The organism is Staphylococcus kloosii (assembly GCF_032139365.1).
In the GTDB taxonomy this organism is placed as follows: Bacteria; Bacillota; Bacilli; order Staphylococcales; family Staphylococcaceae; genus Staphylococcus; species Staphylococcus kloosii_A.
Genome location: NZ_JAVTDB010000069.1, coordinates 49,139 through 62,681 on the forward strand (window position 1 = coordinate 49,139; position 13,543 = coordinate 62,681).

Here is a 13,543-nt window from a genome sequence, read left to right on the forward strand (position 1 = left end):
TTACATGTTTTACTATATATTTTTATATGGGGGGATTGTTATGGGGAAGGCGTTAGATAATAAGGTTGCAAATGTCTTGAATTTGAACCAAATTTTAGAAGAAATTGAAAGTATTTTCAAAAGTATTAAGAAAGAATATAAAATGTCTAAAGAAGAGATTTTAATCTTACTTACACTATGGAAAGAAGGTTCAATGACGCTAAAACAAATGGATGAATTTGTACACATCAAATCATATAAACGTACACGTACGTATAATGATTTAGTTGACAAGAAATGGATTATTAAAGAAAGACCTCAAAACGATGAACGTACAGTTATTATTCATTTTAATGACAAGTTAGAAGATGAAAGGGAACGTCTTTTAAACTTTATAATTGGTGAGATTAATTCAAGAAAAGAAAGTTTTCAAGAAAGTTTAACTGCAATTTTAAACTTATAGAAAGCTTAGGGATTTTGTAACGAAGAATGAAACATAACAGCCTATTTATGCATAAAGTCATAAATAAAAAGATTGCCATCACATGATGTGGTGGCAATCTTTTTTCTGTTTTTTAACGTTTTTCTATCGCACAAATAAAAGGTGGGTCATTTTGTTGGTTAATAAATTGGTACTGAAGCACATGGGCAACTTGTTGATCCAATGTAGTTAAATAGTTAAGTACTTGGTCACGTTCAACTTTACCTTCTTCATGGCCAGGATAAATAACTAAAATGATTATACCTTCTGGCGCTAATATTTCAAAAATACGTTTTATGGCAGAAATCGTACTTTCTGGGTGAGTCACAATTTGTTTATCGCCTTTAGGTAGGTAACCTAGATTAAAGATTGCAGCATCTACATGCCCATGGTATGCGTTAGGAATATACACTTTCGCATTAGCATGACTGTCATGTATAAGTTTGACATTGTCATAATCTTTAATTTTAGCTGAAGTATGCTCAATGGCTTGAAGTTGAATGTCAAATGCATATACTTCACCATTGGGCACTTGCTGCGCTAAAAATAAAGTGTCATGTCCATTACCACAAGTAGCATCTATAACAATGCTTTGTTCGTTTACATGCTCTGATAATAAAGTCTTAGCATAAGGTAAAATTCTTGTTAGTTTCATACGTGATGTACGCTTTCAAAGTGTTTGCCTTGATAAGAATTACGACGAGCAAGTTCGTTATCAATTTCGTTTAATACTTCCCATTTATTAACACTCCACATAGGTCCAACCATTAAATCAATCGGACCATCTCCAGTAATTCTATGTACAATCATCTCAGGTGGTATTAATTCTAATTGATCACATACTAGATTTGTATATGCTTCTTGTGACATAAACTCAAGCATACCTTTTTCATATTGTTTAACCATTGGCGTACCTTTTAATAGATGTAGTAAATGTATTTTAATACCTTGGACATCCATTTGAGCAACTTCTCTGGCAGTCTCCATCATCATGTCATAGTCTTCGCCAGGTAAGCCATTAATAATATGTGTACAAATATTTATATTATGCTTTCTTAATTTAGCAATACCTTCATAATATGTTTGCATGTCATGCGCACGGTTAATTAAATCAGACGTTTTTTGATGTACAGTCTGTAGGCCTAATTCTACCCATAAATATGTGCGTTCGTTTAATTCGGCTAAATATTCTACTACATCATCAGGCAAACAGTCTGGTCTAGTTGCTATAGATAATCCTACAACGCCTTCTTCTTTTAATGCAGCTTCATATTTTTCGCGCAAAACTTCAACTGGGGCATGTGTATTTGTGAAAGCTTGGAAATATGCAATATATTGGCCATCACTCCATTTTTCATGCATCCTGTCTTTAATTTGTCTAAATTGCACTTCGATTGGATCAGCACGATTACCTGCAAAGTCACCACTACCAGCTGCAGAACAAAATGTGCAACCGCCGTGAGCAACAGTGCCGTCTCTATTTGGGCAATCAAAACCACCATCTATAGCGACTTTAAATATTTTTTGTCCAAATTTATTTTTTAAGTGGTAATTCCATGTATGATATCTTTTATCTTCGAATGCGTAAGGGAAAAAATTACCCATTTAACATTTTCCTTTCTAAAATCATTATAGTTAAAGATTTTAACATATTTTGTGTTATATTGTTTACTGTAGTTATTGAAAAATTAAAAGTAGAGGGGCTTTTAATATGAATATGCCTAGATCAGTATGGTGGTTAGTTATTGGTATGGCATTAAATATAACCGGCTCAAGTTTTCTATGGCCATTAAATACAATTTATATGAATCATGAATTACATAAAAGTTTAACAGTAGCAGGTTTTGTGCTACTTATTAATTCATTTGGCATGGTAATTGGAAATTTGTTAGGTGGTACGTTTTTCGATAAATATGGAGGTTATCGAACGATAATGACAGGGACAGTCATCTGTTTGATAAGTACCACGTTACTTAATTTCTTTCATGGTTGGCCATGGTATGCGGTTTGGTTAGTTTGTCTAGGCTTTGGTGGGGGGTTAATCATTCCAGCAATTTACGCTATGGCAGGAGCAGTTTGGCCTAATGGTGGTAGACAAACATTCAATGCTATATATTTAGCCCAAAACATTGGCGTAGCACTTGGTGCTGCATTAGGTGGTTTCGTTGCAGAAATTAGTTTTAATTATATATTTATTGCTAACTTAGTTATGTATGTGTTGTTCGCATTTGTAGCAGTGTTTAATTTCAATATTGAATTGGAAGTTAAAGTAAAACCTAATGAAACATTTAAATTATTTTCTAAACAATATAGACCACAGTTTATATCGTTATTGTTATTATGTGCGATGTTTATAATTTGTTGGATTGCATATATTCAATGGGAAAGTACCATTGCCTCATTTACACAACACTTAAATATATCAATGAGACAATACAGTTTATTATGGACAGTAAACGGTATATTAATATTAGTCGCACAACCATTTATAGCCCCAATAATTCGATTGTTAAAAGGTAACTTAGTACATCAAATGTTTGTCGGTATCGTCATATTTATGTTGTGTTTCTTTGTAACAAGTTTTGCTGAACAATTTTCAATTATGATGATTGGCATGGTTATACTAAGTCTGGGAGAAATGTTTGTCTGGCCAGCAGTACCGACAATCGCGAATAAATTGGCACCGCGTGGCAAAGAAGGATCATTCCAAGGTTATGTAAATTCTGCGTCCACAGTAGGGAAAGCGTTAGGGCCGTTGTTGGGTGGCGTTATCGTCGATACATTCAATATTAGTGCGATGTTTATTGGTATGATAGCACTATTATTTATTGCGTTAATTTTTCTGTATGTTTTTGGCAAAAGTTTCTATAGAAAAGATGAAACTTCATAATAGTTGTCATAACAAGTTAGGCTAATTTTTCTACTTGAAAAGCGTCAAGTTTTACAATATTATTAATAGAGTATAGGAGTAGTAACTTATCAAACTTTTCTACAGAGAGCTAGGTTGGTGTGAACTAGTGTAAAGTTTTAAGTGAACTTACCAATCGTAAAAATTGATTTTATAAATAACATCTCTAACTATTTAATTAAGTGAGTGCACTTTTTAAGTGAACGAGGGTGGTACCGCGGCTGATGTCGTCCCTTTAATATGCTAAATAGTTTGAGGTGTTCTTTTTTATTGAATAGGAGGAAACATTGTGAATTATAATCATAATGATATCGAAAGAAAGTGGCAACAATATTGGGAAGAAAATAAAACATTTAAAACGAGCGATAATTTCGGTCAAAAGAAATTTTATGCGTTAGATATGTTCCCTTATCCTTCTGGTGCTGGTTTACACGTAGGGCACCCAGAAGGTTATACGGCAACGGATATTGTTTCTCGTTATAAGAGAATGCAAGGGTATAATGTACTACATCCTATGGGTTGGGATGCATTTGGTTTGCCAGCCGAACAGTACGCATTGGACACTGGTAATAATCCAAGAGCATTTACTCAAAAAAATGTTAATACATTCAAGAGACAAATTAAAGAACTAGGATTTAGTTACGATTGGGATAGAGAAATTAACACAACTGATCCAGAATATTATAAATGGACACAATGGATTTTTATTCAACTTTATAACAAAGGTTTAGCATATGTTGATGAAGTTGCGGTTAACTGGTGTCCGGCATTAGGTACAGTATTATCAAATGAAGAAGTCATCGATGGCGTATCTGAACGTGGTGGACATCCTGTATACAGAAAACCTATGAAACAATGGGTTTTAAAAATTACGGCATATGCTGATAGATTGTTAGAAGATTTAGAGGACTTGGACTGGCCTGAATCAATTAAAGATATGCAACGTAATTGGATTGGTCGTTCAGAAGGCGCTGCAGTTACATTTAATGTGGAAAGCACACAAGATAATATTGAAGTCTTTACTACAAGACCAGATACAATTTACGGTGCGACTTTCTTAGTACTTAGTCCAGAACATGAATTAGTTAATAAAATTACAACGTCTGACAAAGAAGAAGCTGTTAAAGCTTATCAAGAGGAAGCGGCTAAAAAATCGGATTTAGAACGTACAGGTTTATCAAAAGAAAAATCAGGTGTGTTTACGGGTGCTTATGCGACAAACCCATTATCAGGTGAACGAGTACCTGTTTGGATAGCTGACTATGTATTATCAACTTATGGTACAGGTGCAGTGATGGCCGTACCAAGTGGTGACCAACGTGACTACGAATTTGCACAAGCATTTGATTTACCTATAGTAGAAGTAATCGAAGGCGGAGACTTAAGTAAAGAAGCATACACAGGCGATGGTCCACATGTTAATTCAGGTGAATTAAATGGTTTATATAATGAAGGTGCTATTACCAAAGCGATTGACTTATTAGAAGAAAAAAATGCTGGTACACGCAAAGTCAATTACAAATTACGTGACTGGTTATTTAGTAGACAAAGATATTGGGGCGAACCTATTCCAGTTATTCATTGGGAAGATGGTACGATGACGACTGTACCAGAAGATGAATTGCCTGTATTACTTCCTGAAACTAATGAAATTAAACCATCAGGTACTGGTGAGTCACCATTAGCCAATATTCCTGAGTTTGTTAATGTCGTTGATGAAGAAACTGGTATGAAAGGGCGTCGCGAGACAAATACTATGCCTCAATGGGCAGGTAGTTGTTGGTATTATTTAAGATATATTGATCCTAATAACGATCAAATGTTAGCTGACCCTGAAAAACTTAAACATTGGTTGCCAGTTGATTTATATATTGGCGGCGTCGAACATGCAGTGTTACACTTGTTGTATGCAAGATTTTGGCACAAAGTATTATATGATTTAGGTGTAGTACCTACCAAAGAGCCATTCCAAAAATTATATAATCAAGGAATGATTCTTGGTGAAGGTAACGAAAAAATGAGTAAATCCAAAGGGAATGTAATTAATCCAGACGACATTATTAAAAGTCATGGTGCAGATACATTAAGACTATACGAAATGTTTATGGGACCATTGGATGCAGCAATCGCATGGAGTGATAATGGACTCGACGGTTCTCGTAGATTCTTAGATAGAGTTTGGAGATTGTTAGTGAACGAGGATGGAACATTATCTGACCGTGTGGTAGGCGATAATGACGGTACTTTAGATAAGTCATATCATCAAACAGTAAAAAAAGTATCTGAAGACTTCGATACACTAAACTTTAATACTGCAATCAGTCAATTAATGGTATTTATAAATGATTGTTATAAAGCGGATACGTTGTACCGTTCTTATATTGAAGGATTCGTTACAATGTTAGCACCAATTGCGCCACACATAAGTGAAGAGCTTTGGCATATATTAGGACACGAAGGCACAATTACGTATCAACCATGGCCAACTTATGATGAAACGCTACTTGTTGATAATGAAGTAGAAATCGTTGTGCAAGTTAATGGTAAAGTAAGAGCTAAGATTAATATACCTAAAGATACGTCTAAAGAAGATATGGAAGTTATCGCTTTAGATAACGATAGTATTAAGAGTGAAATAGAAGGTAAAGATATTAAAAAAGTAATTGCAGTTCCGCAAAAACTTGTTAATATTGTAGCCAAATAAATTTAGATTGGAGTTTTATTAATGGAATCTATTACAGTAGATGAATTGAAGAAGAAACTTGTCGATACTAACCCAGTAAACATCGTTGATGTTAGAACTAGGGAAGAAACTGCTATGGGAATTATTCCAGGCGCGAAGACGATACCCATGAATGAAATTCCTTCTAATCTTAGTTATTTTAATGAAAATGAAACTTATTACCTAGTATGTAAAGCTGGTATGAGAAGTGAACGTACAGGTCTATATTTAGAAGAAAATGGGATTAATGTTGTTAACGTCGAAGGCGGTATGGATGCATGGGGTGATGACGGCCTAGAGATTGACAGTATTTAATAGTAATACAAAGTTATAATATAATCGGTTAATGTGTGGAAAGCTCATACATTAACCGGTTTTGTTATTATTGACAGATTTAAGTTGAAGCTAATTATGAGGCGAGGTTAATATGGCTATAGTGCCATTTATACATTGATATAAAAAATGACAGTGTCTATTAAAGAAGACATTGTCATTTTTTAATTTATTAGTTTTCGTTTATTGTTCTTTTTTAAATTGACCGGCCGAAGTACCTGCAACATGCCCAGTCACAAGGGCGCTAGTAATATTATAGCCACCAGTATAACCATGAATATCGAGTACTTCTCCACATAAAAATAATCCTTCACTTATTTTAGACATCATAGACTTAGGGTGTATTTCTTTTAATGATACGCCACCACCTGTAACAAATGCTTTGTCTAATGGTAATGTGCCATTGACTGTAAATTTAAAGCCTTTGAATAGATTAACTAGGTCGGTAATTTGGGCATTAGCAAGATGATGTGACGTCAAATTATCATCTATTTCGGCTTGTTTTAGTATAAAGAGTAAGTAGCGCTCTTCAATAAGGCCGTGCAAACTATTTTTAATTACTTTATCAGGTGCTTCTTTAAGTAAAGCACGTATTTGTTGTTCGACTTGATAGTGGTTTAATTCTGGAAAAACGTCTAGTTGCATAAATATATCTTGCTTCTTTTGATTTTTTTGTTCTTTATAAACAAATTGACTACATCTTAATGCGGCTGGACCACTAACACCAAAATGCGTAAATATCATATCCATTTGATGCGTGATTCGAGTTTTACCATTTTTCTTTAATACACTTAATGCAACATCTTTTAAACTTAGCCCTTTTAAATCTTTAGATTTAATAAAGGGTTCTGGTGAAGTAATCGGTACTTCAGTTGGGAACAATTCTGTGATTGAATGGCCTAATGCCTCGGCAAATTTATAGCCGTCACCCGTTGAACCAGTTTGAGGCACACTAGTACCTCCAGTCGCAATAATGATAGTATGTGCATGGAATGATTTTTGATTATCTAGCATAACCGTATAGGTACCATCTTGTTCTACATTAATAGACGTTACGGTCGTTTCTTCTAATACATCCACATTATTGTTATTCAATGTATTAACTAATGCATCGACAACGTCTTGTGCTTTGTTAGAAATAGGAAACATTCTGCCGTGATCTTCTTCTTTTAATTTAACTTCTCTGCTTTCAAAGAAATTGATAATTGATTCATTATCAAAGAGCGAAAATGGGCTATATAAAAATTTACCATTACCTGGTATATTTTTAATAATTTCTTCATAAGGTAATCTATTTGTCACATTACAACGACCACCACCTGAAATTTTTAATTTACGGCCTAATCCTTTTTTCTTTTCAATTAATAAAATATTAGTGTTTTCTTGGCTGGCGGCAACTGCTGCCATTAATCCGCTAGGGCCTCCACCAATAATAATAGTTTGATACATTGCTATGCCTCCATTAAATTTGTTCTTTATTTAATATAAGAATAATAAAGAACATATTATTTCATTTAGGAAAGTAGTACTTATATTGTCTTACTCTTACATTAATACCATTATATAAATTATAATATATCTTTACTTATTGCCAACTTTTAATTAAAATTTTTAAGGTACATAGTGAAAGATGTGTTAATTTTTTAAGAGACTATTAAACTCAAGTATCTAGTACTTATGTGCCACCTAGTGTAATATATTTATGAGACTATTTTTTATAGCTATGTTATATTAATTTTGTTTTGAAAAAATATAGACAGCACGTTATGATAAAGTTTACGATTATTAAATTTAATTTGAGAAGGAAGATACAGATGAGTGAAAGTAAAGAATTGGTCCGAGGCACCTTCCTAATTACTCTTAGTATATTAATTACCAAGGTGTTAGGTGTCCTATTTATCATTCCATTCTACGCAATCGTTGGTGGAGAAGAAAATTTAGCGCCGTTTAACTACGCGTATCAACCATACAACATTGCAATAGCTGTAGCAACAGCGGGAGTGCCTTTAGCGGCTTCAAAGTATGTATCAAAGTATAATGCTTTAGGTGCATATAAGGTCAGTCAGAAATTATATAAATCAAGTTTTGTCGTTATGACGATAATGGGTGTAATAGGTTTTACGCTATTGTACTTTTTAGCGCCTAGTATTGCGTCAATAACATTAGCACGTGAAGACGGTGTTAAAGGCGGATGGTCAGTAGCGGATATTACTTGGATTATTCGTATTATTAGTGTAGTTGTTATCTTTATCCCATTGTTAGCAACATGGAGAGGGGTATTCCAAGGTTACAAATCTATGGGTCCTACGGCTGTTTCAGAAGTTACGGAACAAGTTGCAAGAGTTCTATTTATTTTAATTGGTAGTTATTTAGTGTTAAACGTTTTCGGCGGTTCAGTATTATTCGCCAATGGCGTTGCAACTTTTGCAGCTGCAATTGGTGCAATCACTGGTATTATTACATTATGGTACTACTGGGTTAAGAGGAAGCCAAATATAGAAAAAATGGTAGAATCGGATATGACAAATATCGATGTACCATATGGGAAGATGTACAAAGAGATTCTTTCGTACAGTATTCCATTTGTCATTGTGAGTTTAAACTTTCCGTTATTTAATATGGTAGACCAGTTTACTCACAATAGTGCATTGGATTTGGCTGGCGTGCCACAGAAAATGCATGACTACTTCTTCTCAATATTAAATATGACAACAAACAAAATTGTCATGATTCCTACATCTTTAGCATCTGGTTTTGCTGTGAGTTTAATTCCATACATTACAAAAACATTCGCTGCAGGTCAAATAAATGAGATGCAAAGACAAATTCGTGCTTCTTTAGGCGTATTAATGTTTATAACTGTGCCAGCAAGTTTAGGAATTATGGCATTATCTTTACCGTTGTATACTGTGTTTTATAGTTATAATACTGATGGCAGTCAGTTATTATTCTATTATGCTCCTGTAGCAATTCTTATTGCGTTACTTAGTGTGACGGCTTCAATGTTACAAGGGATTGATAAGCAAAAATTAACTGTTTTTGTAATCATTTCTGCAGTTATTATAAAAATTATTTTAAATACGCCATTAATTTATGCGTTACATACTGCAGGTGCAATTTTAAGTACTGCTATAGCACTATTGTTTGCTATTACTTGTAACTTTATTATTTTGAAAAAATATGCGCATTTCAATTTTACAGAAACATGGTTACACTTTAGTAAAATTTTCTTATATGGCTTTATTATGATGATAGCGGTAGAAATTTCATACTTTTTAATACAACTCGTTATTTCACCTCAATCTAAAATAGGTGCACTTATTATTGTCATTGTGAGTGTAGTTGTAGGTATGTTAGTTTATGGCATTATCACAATGAAAACACATCTAGCCGATGAATTTTTAGGCGAGCTACCTAATAAAATACGTCGTAAGTTAGGAATTATAAAATGAGAATAGATAAATTTTTAGCGAACATGGGATTAGGCACACGAACTGAAGTTAAAACTTTGTTAAAAAAGGGGAAAGTAACTGTAAATGGCATAGTTGAAAAATCTCCTAAAAAAATAATCGTTGCTGGCGCTGATAAAATTTATTGTGAAGATAAATTAATCGAATATATAGATAAAGTATATTTTATGCTAAATAAACCTAAGGGTTATGTTTCGGCAACGACAGATGATCAACATTCAACGGTCATTGATTTAATCGGTGGCTATGAACATTTAAATATTTTTCCAGTCGGTAGATTAGACAAAGATACTGAAGGTTTGTTATTAATTACAAATGATGGAGATTTTAACCATCAATTGATGAACCCATCAAAACATGTACCTAAAACTTATGAAGTAATTTCTAAAAATTCTATTACAAAAAATGATATAGAATTATTTAAAGCGGGTATAGAATTACATGATGGATTAACCCAACCTGCATTTTTAGAAGTTACAGATGATGAATTTAAATCATTTGTAACAATTTATGAAGGAAGGTATCATCAAGTTAAGCGCATGTTTCATGCAATTAATAATGAGGTTCTTGCGCTTAAACGTATAAAAATTGGCGACTTAGCACTTGATAGACAATTAGCATCTGGTGACTATCGTCAGTTGACTCCACAAGATTTTAAATTGTTGGGGTTAAAATAAATAAAGAGGTGTGAATGAGATATGGCAAAATTATTTAAAGCAGTATTAGGCATCGGGGGCGCTCTAGCAGCTGTCGTATTATCTAATAAAGATAATAGAGACAAACTTAAAAAAGAATATAATAAATACAAGTCTAACCCCGAATCATATAAGCAAAACGCTAAAGAATTTGCTAGCCAAATAAGTGATAAAGCTAGTGAAACTATTAACGAAGTTAAAGAAGACCCTAAAGGTTATGCAAATAAAGTCAAACAAGATCCTAAAGGGTTCTTAAATGAGCAAAAAGCTCACTTCAAAGGTGAAAAAGGAGAAACTTCTAAAGAAATTCAAGAAGGTCGTTTTGACGATGAAGGACCAAGTAACCCTAGTAACAACTTGCATGTAGTTACCGAAGAAGAACTTAAAAATAATAACAATAAATAATATTTATAGGCTTAATTTGATGTACTTCAAATTAAGCCTATTTTTATTTGTATTATGACAGTATCTAAAAATATATTAATGTAGCAATACAACTGTTTTTTGGTGAAATATAACAGATTAATTTTTGATAAATTCTGTCATCTCACTGTAGTTTAATGGTAACATCATGTAAAATGGAGTTTAGTTAGATTTATAGAAAGAAGTGATCATGTATGTGGAAAGAAAAAGTGCTTGAGTATGAAAATCAAATCATTGATGATTTAAAAGGATTATTATCAATAGAAAGTGTAAGAGATGATGACAAAGCTTCTGAAGATTATCCAGTTGGACCAGGACCTAGAGAAGCTTTAGATTACATGTATAAAATTGCTGAACGTGACGGTTTTAACACACATGATGTTGATCACATCGCTGGACGTATTGAAGCTGGACAAGGTGATGAAGTATTTGGCATTTTGTGCCACGTCGATGTAGTACCTGCAGGAGATGGATGGGATTCTGATCCGTTTGATCCAGTCGTAACATCTGATAAAATTGTTGCTCGCGGTACGTTAGATGATAAAGGTCCAACAATTGCAGCTTATTATGCAGTTAAAATATTAAATGAAATGAATGTCGATTGGAAAAGAAGAATACATATAATTGTTGGTACAGATGAAGAATCTGATTGGTTGTGTACAGAGCGTTATTTCAAAACTGAAGAAATGCCAACATTAGGCATTGCACCAGATGCAGAATTTCCTGCAATACATGGTGAAAAAGGTATTAGTGTTTTTGATGTCGTTCAAGCAGAACAAGCAGAAGACATTGATGAACCAGATTATGAATTACATTCCTTCGAATCTGGACAAAGATATAACATGGTTCCAGACGATGCGTCTGCCAAAGTTTTAGTTAAAGAGAACATGACTGATGTTATTCAAAACTTCGAACAATTTTTAGTTGAAAATAATCTAGAAGGTGGCAGTACAGTAGATAGTGGTATATTAGAACTTAATGTTAAAGGTAAAGCAGTACATGGTATGGATCCATCAATCGGTGTGAATGCAGGTTTATATTTACTACATTTCTTATCACATTTGAAATTGGACAAAACAGCTGCTAACTTTGTGAAGTTCAGTGAACAGTATTTATTTAACTCACACTTCGGTGAAAAAATGGGTATGAAATTCCATACAGACAGCATGGGTGATGTAACGACTAATATTGGCGTTATTAAATATGACAATCGTAACGGCGGTAAATTTGGTATTAACTTACGTTATCCCGAAGGTTTTGAATACGATAATGCAATGAATAGATTTGATGAAGAAGTTAAAGCGCTAGGATTCAAATTAGCTTTAGGTAAAAATCAAGTACCTCATTACGTAGATAAAAATGATCCATTTGTTCAAAAATTGGTACAAGCATATAGAAATCAAACTGGTGACAACACTGAACCGTATACAATCGGAGGAGGAACGTATGCCCGTAACCTTGATAAAGGTGTTGCATTTGGTGCTATGTTTGAAGACTCTGAAGACTTAATGCATCAAAAAAATGAATACATTACTAAAAAACAATTATTAAATGCTACTAGTATTTATTTAGAAGCCTTATATACACTTTGCGTGGAGGGATAAACTATGACAAAAGTATTAATCAATGAAAAAATTATAGAAGAAAATGAAGCTAATGTACCTTATAACGATAGAGGATATAACTTTGGTGATGGTATCTATGAATACGTTCGTGTGTACAATAATAGATTATTTACTGCACGACCTCACTTTGAAAGATTATTAAGAAGCGCAAATGAAATTGGTTTAGAATTAAATTATACTGTCGATGGTCTAATAGAACTTGTTCAAGAATTAATTTCGGCTAACAAAGTTGTTACTGGTGGCGTATACATCCAAGTTACAAGAGGTGTAGCACCAAGAGATCATGCATTTCCTACGCCTTCTGTTCAACCAATAATTACTGGTTTTACAAAATCGTATGACAGACCTTATAAAAATTTAGAGGAAGGTATTAACGCTGTTACTACTGAGGACATTCGTTGGTTAAGATGTGACATTAAAAGTTTAAATTTATTAGGTAACGTGTTAGCTAAAGAATATGCAACGAAATATAATGCACAAGAAGCAATTCAACATAGAGGAGATACAGTTACTGAAGGATCTTCTAGTAATGCTTACGCAATTAAAGATGGTACTATCTACACACACCCAACAAATAATCTGATTTTAAATGGTATTACACGTAAAGTAATTAAAGAAATAGCTGAATCAAATGATATTCCTTTTAAAGAGGAAGCATTTTCTATTGATTTCCTAAAACAAGCTGACGAAGTAATCGTTTCTAGTACTTCAATTGAAGTAATGCCAGTCGTAAAATTAAATGGTGAAAATGTTGGTGATGGTCAAGTAGGCCCAATTACTAAGAAATTACAAGAAGGCTTCACGAATTATATCGAAAACAATGAAGAAATTGCACAAGAAATAAATCGATAAAAATGTAAAATGTCAGTTGAAATTGTGGTATAATTTCAACTGACGATATTTTAAG

The 13,543-nt window shown here is 33.4% G+C and carries 12 protein-coding genes and 1 other annotated feature; of the genes, 9 read left to right on the forward strand and 3 right to left on the reverse strand.

Annotated elements, in window-relative coordinates; genetic code table 11:
• Window positions 1-40 precede the first annotated feature (40 nt).
• Window positions 41-442, forward strand: a complete 402-nt coding sequence (locus RPL90_RS09030) for a transcriptional regulator, SarA/Rot family (RefSeq protein ID WP_313547967.1) — start codon at window positions 41-43, stop codon at window positions 440-442.
• 112 nt (window positions 443-554) lie between these two features.
• On the opposite strand, the gene mnmM is transcribed toward RPL90_RS09030, so the two are convergent.
• Window positions 555-1,115, reverse strand: coding sequence for a tRNA 5-(aminomethyl)-2-thiouridylate-methyltransferase MnmM (mnmM, locus tag RPL90_RS09035; RefSeq protein ID WP_313547969.1), 561 nt, complete (start codon window positions 1,113-1,115; stop codon window positions 555-557).
• Entirely contained in the window at window positions 1,112-2,065 is a 954-nt protein-coding gene (mnmL, locus tag RPL90_RS09040) for a tRNA modification radical SAM protein MnmL/YtqA (RefSeq protein WP_313547971.1), read from the reverse strand. The genes mnmM and mnmL overlap by 4 nt, the downstream gene beginning before the upstream one ends.
• A gap of 106 nt (window positions 2,066-2,171) precedes the next feature.
• Here mnmL and RPL90_RS09045 point away from each other — a divergent pair, with 106 nt between their 5' ends.
• The 3 genes from RPL90_RS09045 to RPL90_RS09055 all read left to right on the forward strand — a co-directional run bounded on the left by RPL90_RS09045 (window position 2,172) and on the right by RPL90_RS09055 (window position 6,405).
• On the forward strand, window positions 2,172-3,350 hold the full coding sequence (locus RPL90_RS09045; RefSeq protein ID WP_313547973.1) for an MDR family MFS transporter: 1,179 nt from the start codon (window positions 2,172-2,174) through the stop codon (window positions 3,348-3,350).
• 62 nt (window positions 3,351-3,412) lie between these two features.
• Window positions 3,413-3,606, forward strand: a binding site (T-box leader).
• Window positions 3,607-3,654: 48 nt separating this feature from the next.
• Entirely contained in the window at window positions 3,655-6,072 is a 2,418-nt protein-coding gene (leuS, locus tag RPL90_RS09050; RefSeq protein WP_313547999.1) for a leucine--tRNA ligase, read from the forward strand.
• Window positions 6,073-6,093: 21 nt separating this feature from the next.
• Complete coding sequence (locus RPL90_RS09055) at window positions 6,094-6,405, forward strand: rhodanese-like domain-containing protein (RefSeq protein ID WP_313547975.1); 312 nt, start codon at window positions 6,094-6,096, stop codon at window positions 6,403-6,405.
• Between the two features lie 201 nt (window positions 6,406-6,606).
• On the opposite strand, the gene RPL90_RS09060 is transcribed toward RPL90_RS09055, so the two are convergent.
• The gene (locus RPL90_RS09060) at window positions 6,607-7,872 is read right to left on the reverse strand and encodes a BaiN/RdsA family NAD(P)/FAD-dependent oxidoreductase (RefSeq protein ID WP_313547977.1); all 1,266 of its coding nucleotides are present in this window, start codon (window positions 7,870-7,872) and stop codon (window positions 6,607-6,609) included.
• A 365-nt stretch (window positions 7,873-8,237) separates the two neighbouring features.
• Between RPL90_RS09060 and RPL90_RS09065 the strand changes: the two genes are divergently transcribed.
• The 5 genes from RPL90_RS09065 to dat all read left to right on the forward strand — a co-directional run bounded on the left by RPL90_RS09065 (window position 8,238) and on the right by dat (window position 13,488).
• A complete protein-coding gene (locus RPL90_RS09065) occupies window positions 8,238-9,875 on the forward strand; it encodes a putative polysaccharide biosynthesis protein (RefSeq protein ID WP_313547980.1) in 1,638 nt (545 codons plus the stop codon).
• Complete coding sequence (locus RPL90_RS09070; RefSeq protein WP_313547984.1) at window positions 9,872-10,570, forward strand: pseudouridine synthase; 699 nt, start codon at window positions 9,872-9,874, stop codon at window positions 10,568-10,570. The genes RPL90_RS09065 and RPL90_RS09070 overlap by 4 nt, the downstream gene beginning before the upstream one ends.
• Window positions 10,571-10,591: 21 nt before the next feature.
• Entirely contained in the window at window positions 10,592-10,993 is a 402-nt protein-coding gene (locus RPL90_RS09075) for a YtxH domain-containing protein (protein WP_313547988.1), read from the forward strand.
• A gap of 212 nt (window positions 10,994-11,205) precedes the next feature.
• Window positions 11,206-12,615: a dipeptidase PepV gene (gene pepV / locus RPL90_RS09080; RefSeq protein WP_313547991.1), complete on the forward strand. Its 1,410-nt coding sequence runs from the start codon at window positions 11,206-11,208 to the stop codon at window positions 12,613-12,615.
• Between the two features lie 3 nt (window positions 12,616-12,618).
• A complete protein-coding gene (dat, locus tag RPL90_RS09085) occupies window positions 12,619-13,488 on the forward strand; it encodes a D-amino-acid transaminase (protein WP_313547994.1) in 870 nt (289 codons plus the stop codon).
• Window positions 13,489-13,543: the final 55 nt, after the last annotated feature.

Excerpts from the sequence above, each read along its gene's own strand:
- RPL90_RS09030 (WP_313547967.1), top strand. The coding sequence starts at position 41 with ATGGGGAAGGCGTTAGATAATAAGGTTGCAAATGTCTTGAATTTGAAC.
- mnmM (WP_313547969.1), bottom strand. The coding sequence starts at position 1,115 with ATGAAACTAACAAGAATTTTACCTTATGCTAAGACTTTATTATCAGAG.
- mnmL (WP_313547971.1), bottom strand. The coding sequence starts at position 2,065 with ATGGGTAATTTTTTCCCTTACGCATTCGAAGATAAAAGATATCATACA.
- RPL90_RS09045 (WP_313547973.1), top strand. The coding sequence starts at position 2,172 with ATGAATATGCCTAGATCAGTATGGTGGTTAGTTATTGGTATGGCATTA.
- RPL90_RS09055 (WP_313547975.1), top strand. The coding sequence starts at position 6,094 with ATGGAATCTATTACAGTAGATGAATTGAAGAAGAAACTTGTCGATACT.
- RPL90_RS09060 (WP_313547977.1), bottom strand. The coding sequence starts at position 7,872 with ATGTATCAAACTATTATTATTGGTGGAGGCCCTAGCGGATTAATGGCA.
- RPL90_RS09065 (WP_313547980.1), top strand. The coding sequence starts at position 8,238 with ATGAGTGAAAGTAAAGAATTGGTCCGAGGCACCTTCCTAATTACTCTT.
- RPL90_RS09070 (WP_313547984.1), top strand. The coding sequence starts at position 9,872 with ATGAGAATAGATAAATTTTTAGCGAACATGGGATTAGGCACACGAACT.
- RPL90_RS09075 (WP_313547988.1), top strand. The coding sequence starts at position 10,592 with ATGGCAAAATTATTTAAAGCAGTATTAGGCATCGGGGGCGCTCTAGCA.
- pepV (WP_313547991.1), top strand. The coding sequence starts at position 11,206 with ATGTGGAAAGAAAAAGTGCTTGAGTATGAAAATCAAATCATTGATGAT.
- dat (WP_313547994.1), top strand. The coding sequence starts at position 12,619 with ATGACAAAAGTATTAATCAATGAAAAAATTATAGAAGAAAATGAAGCT.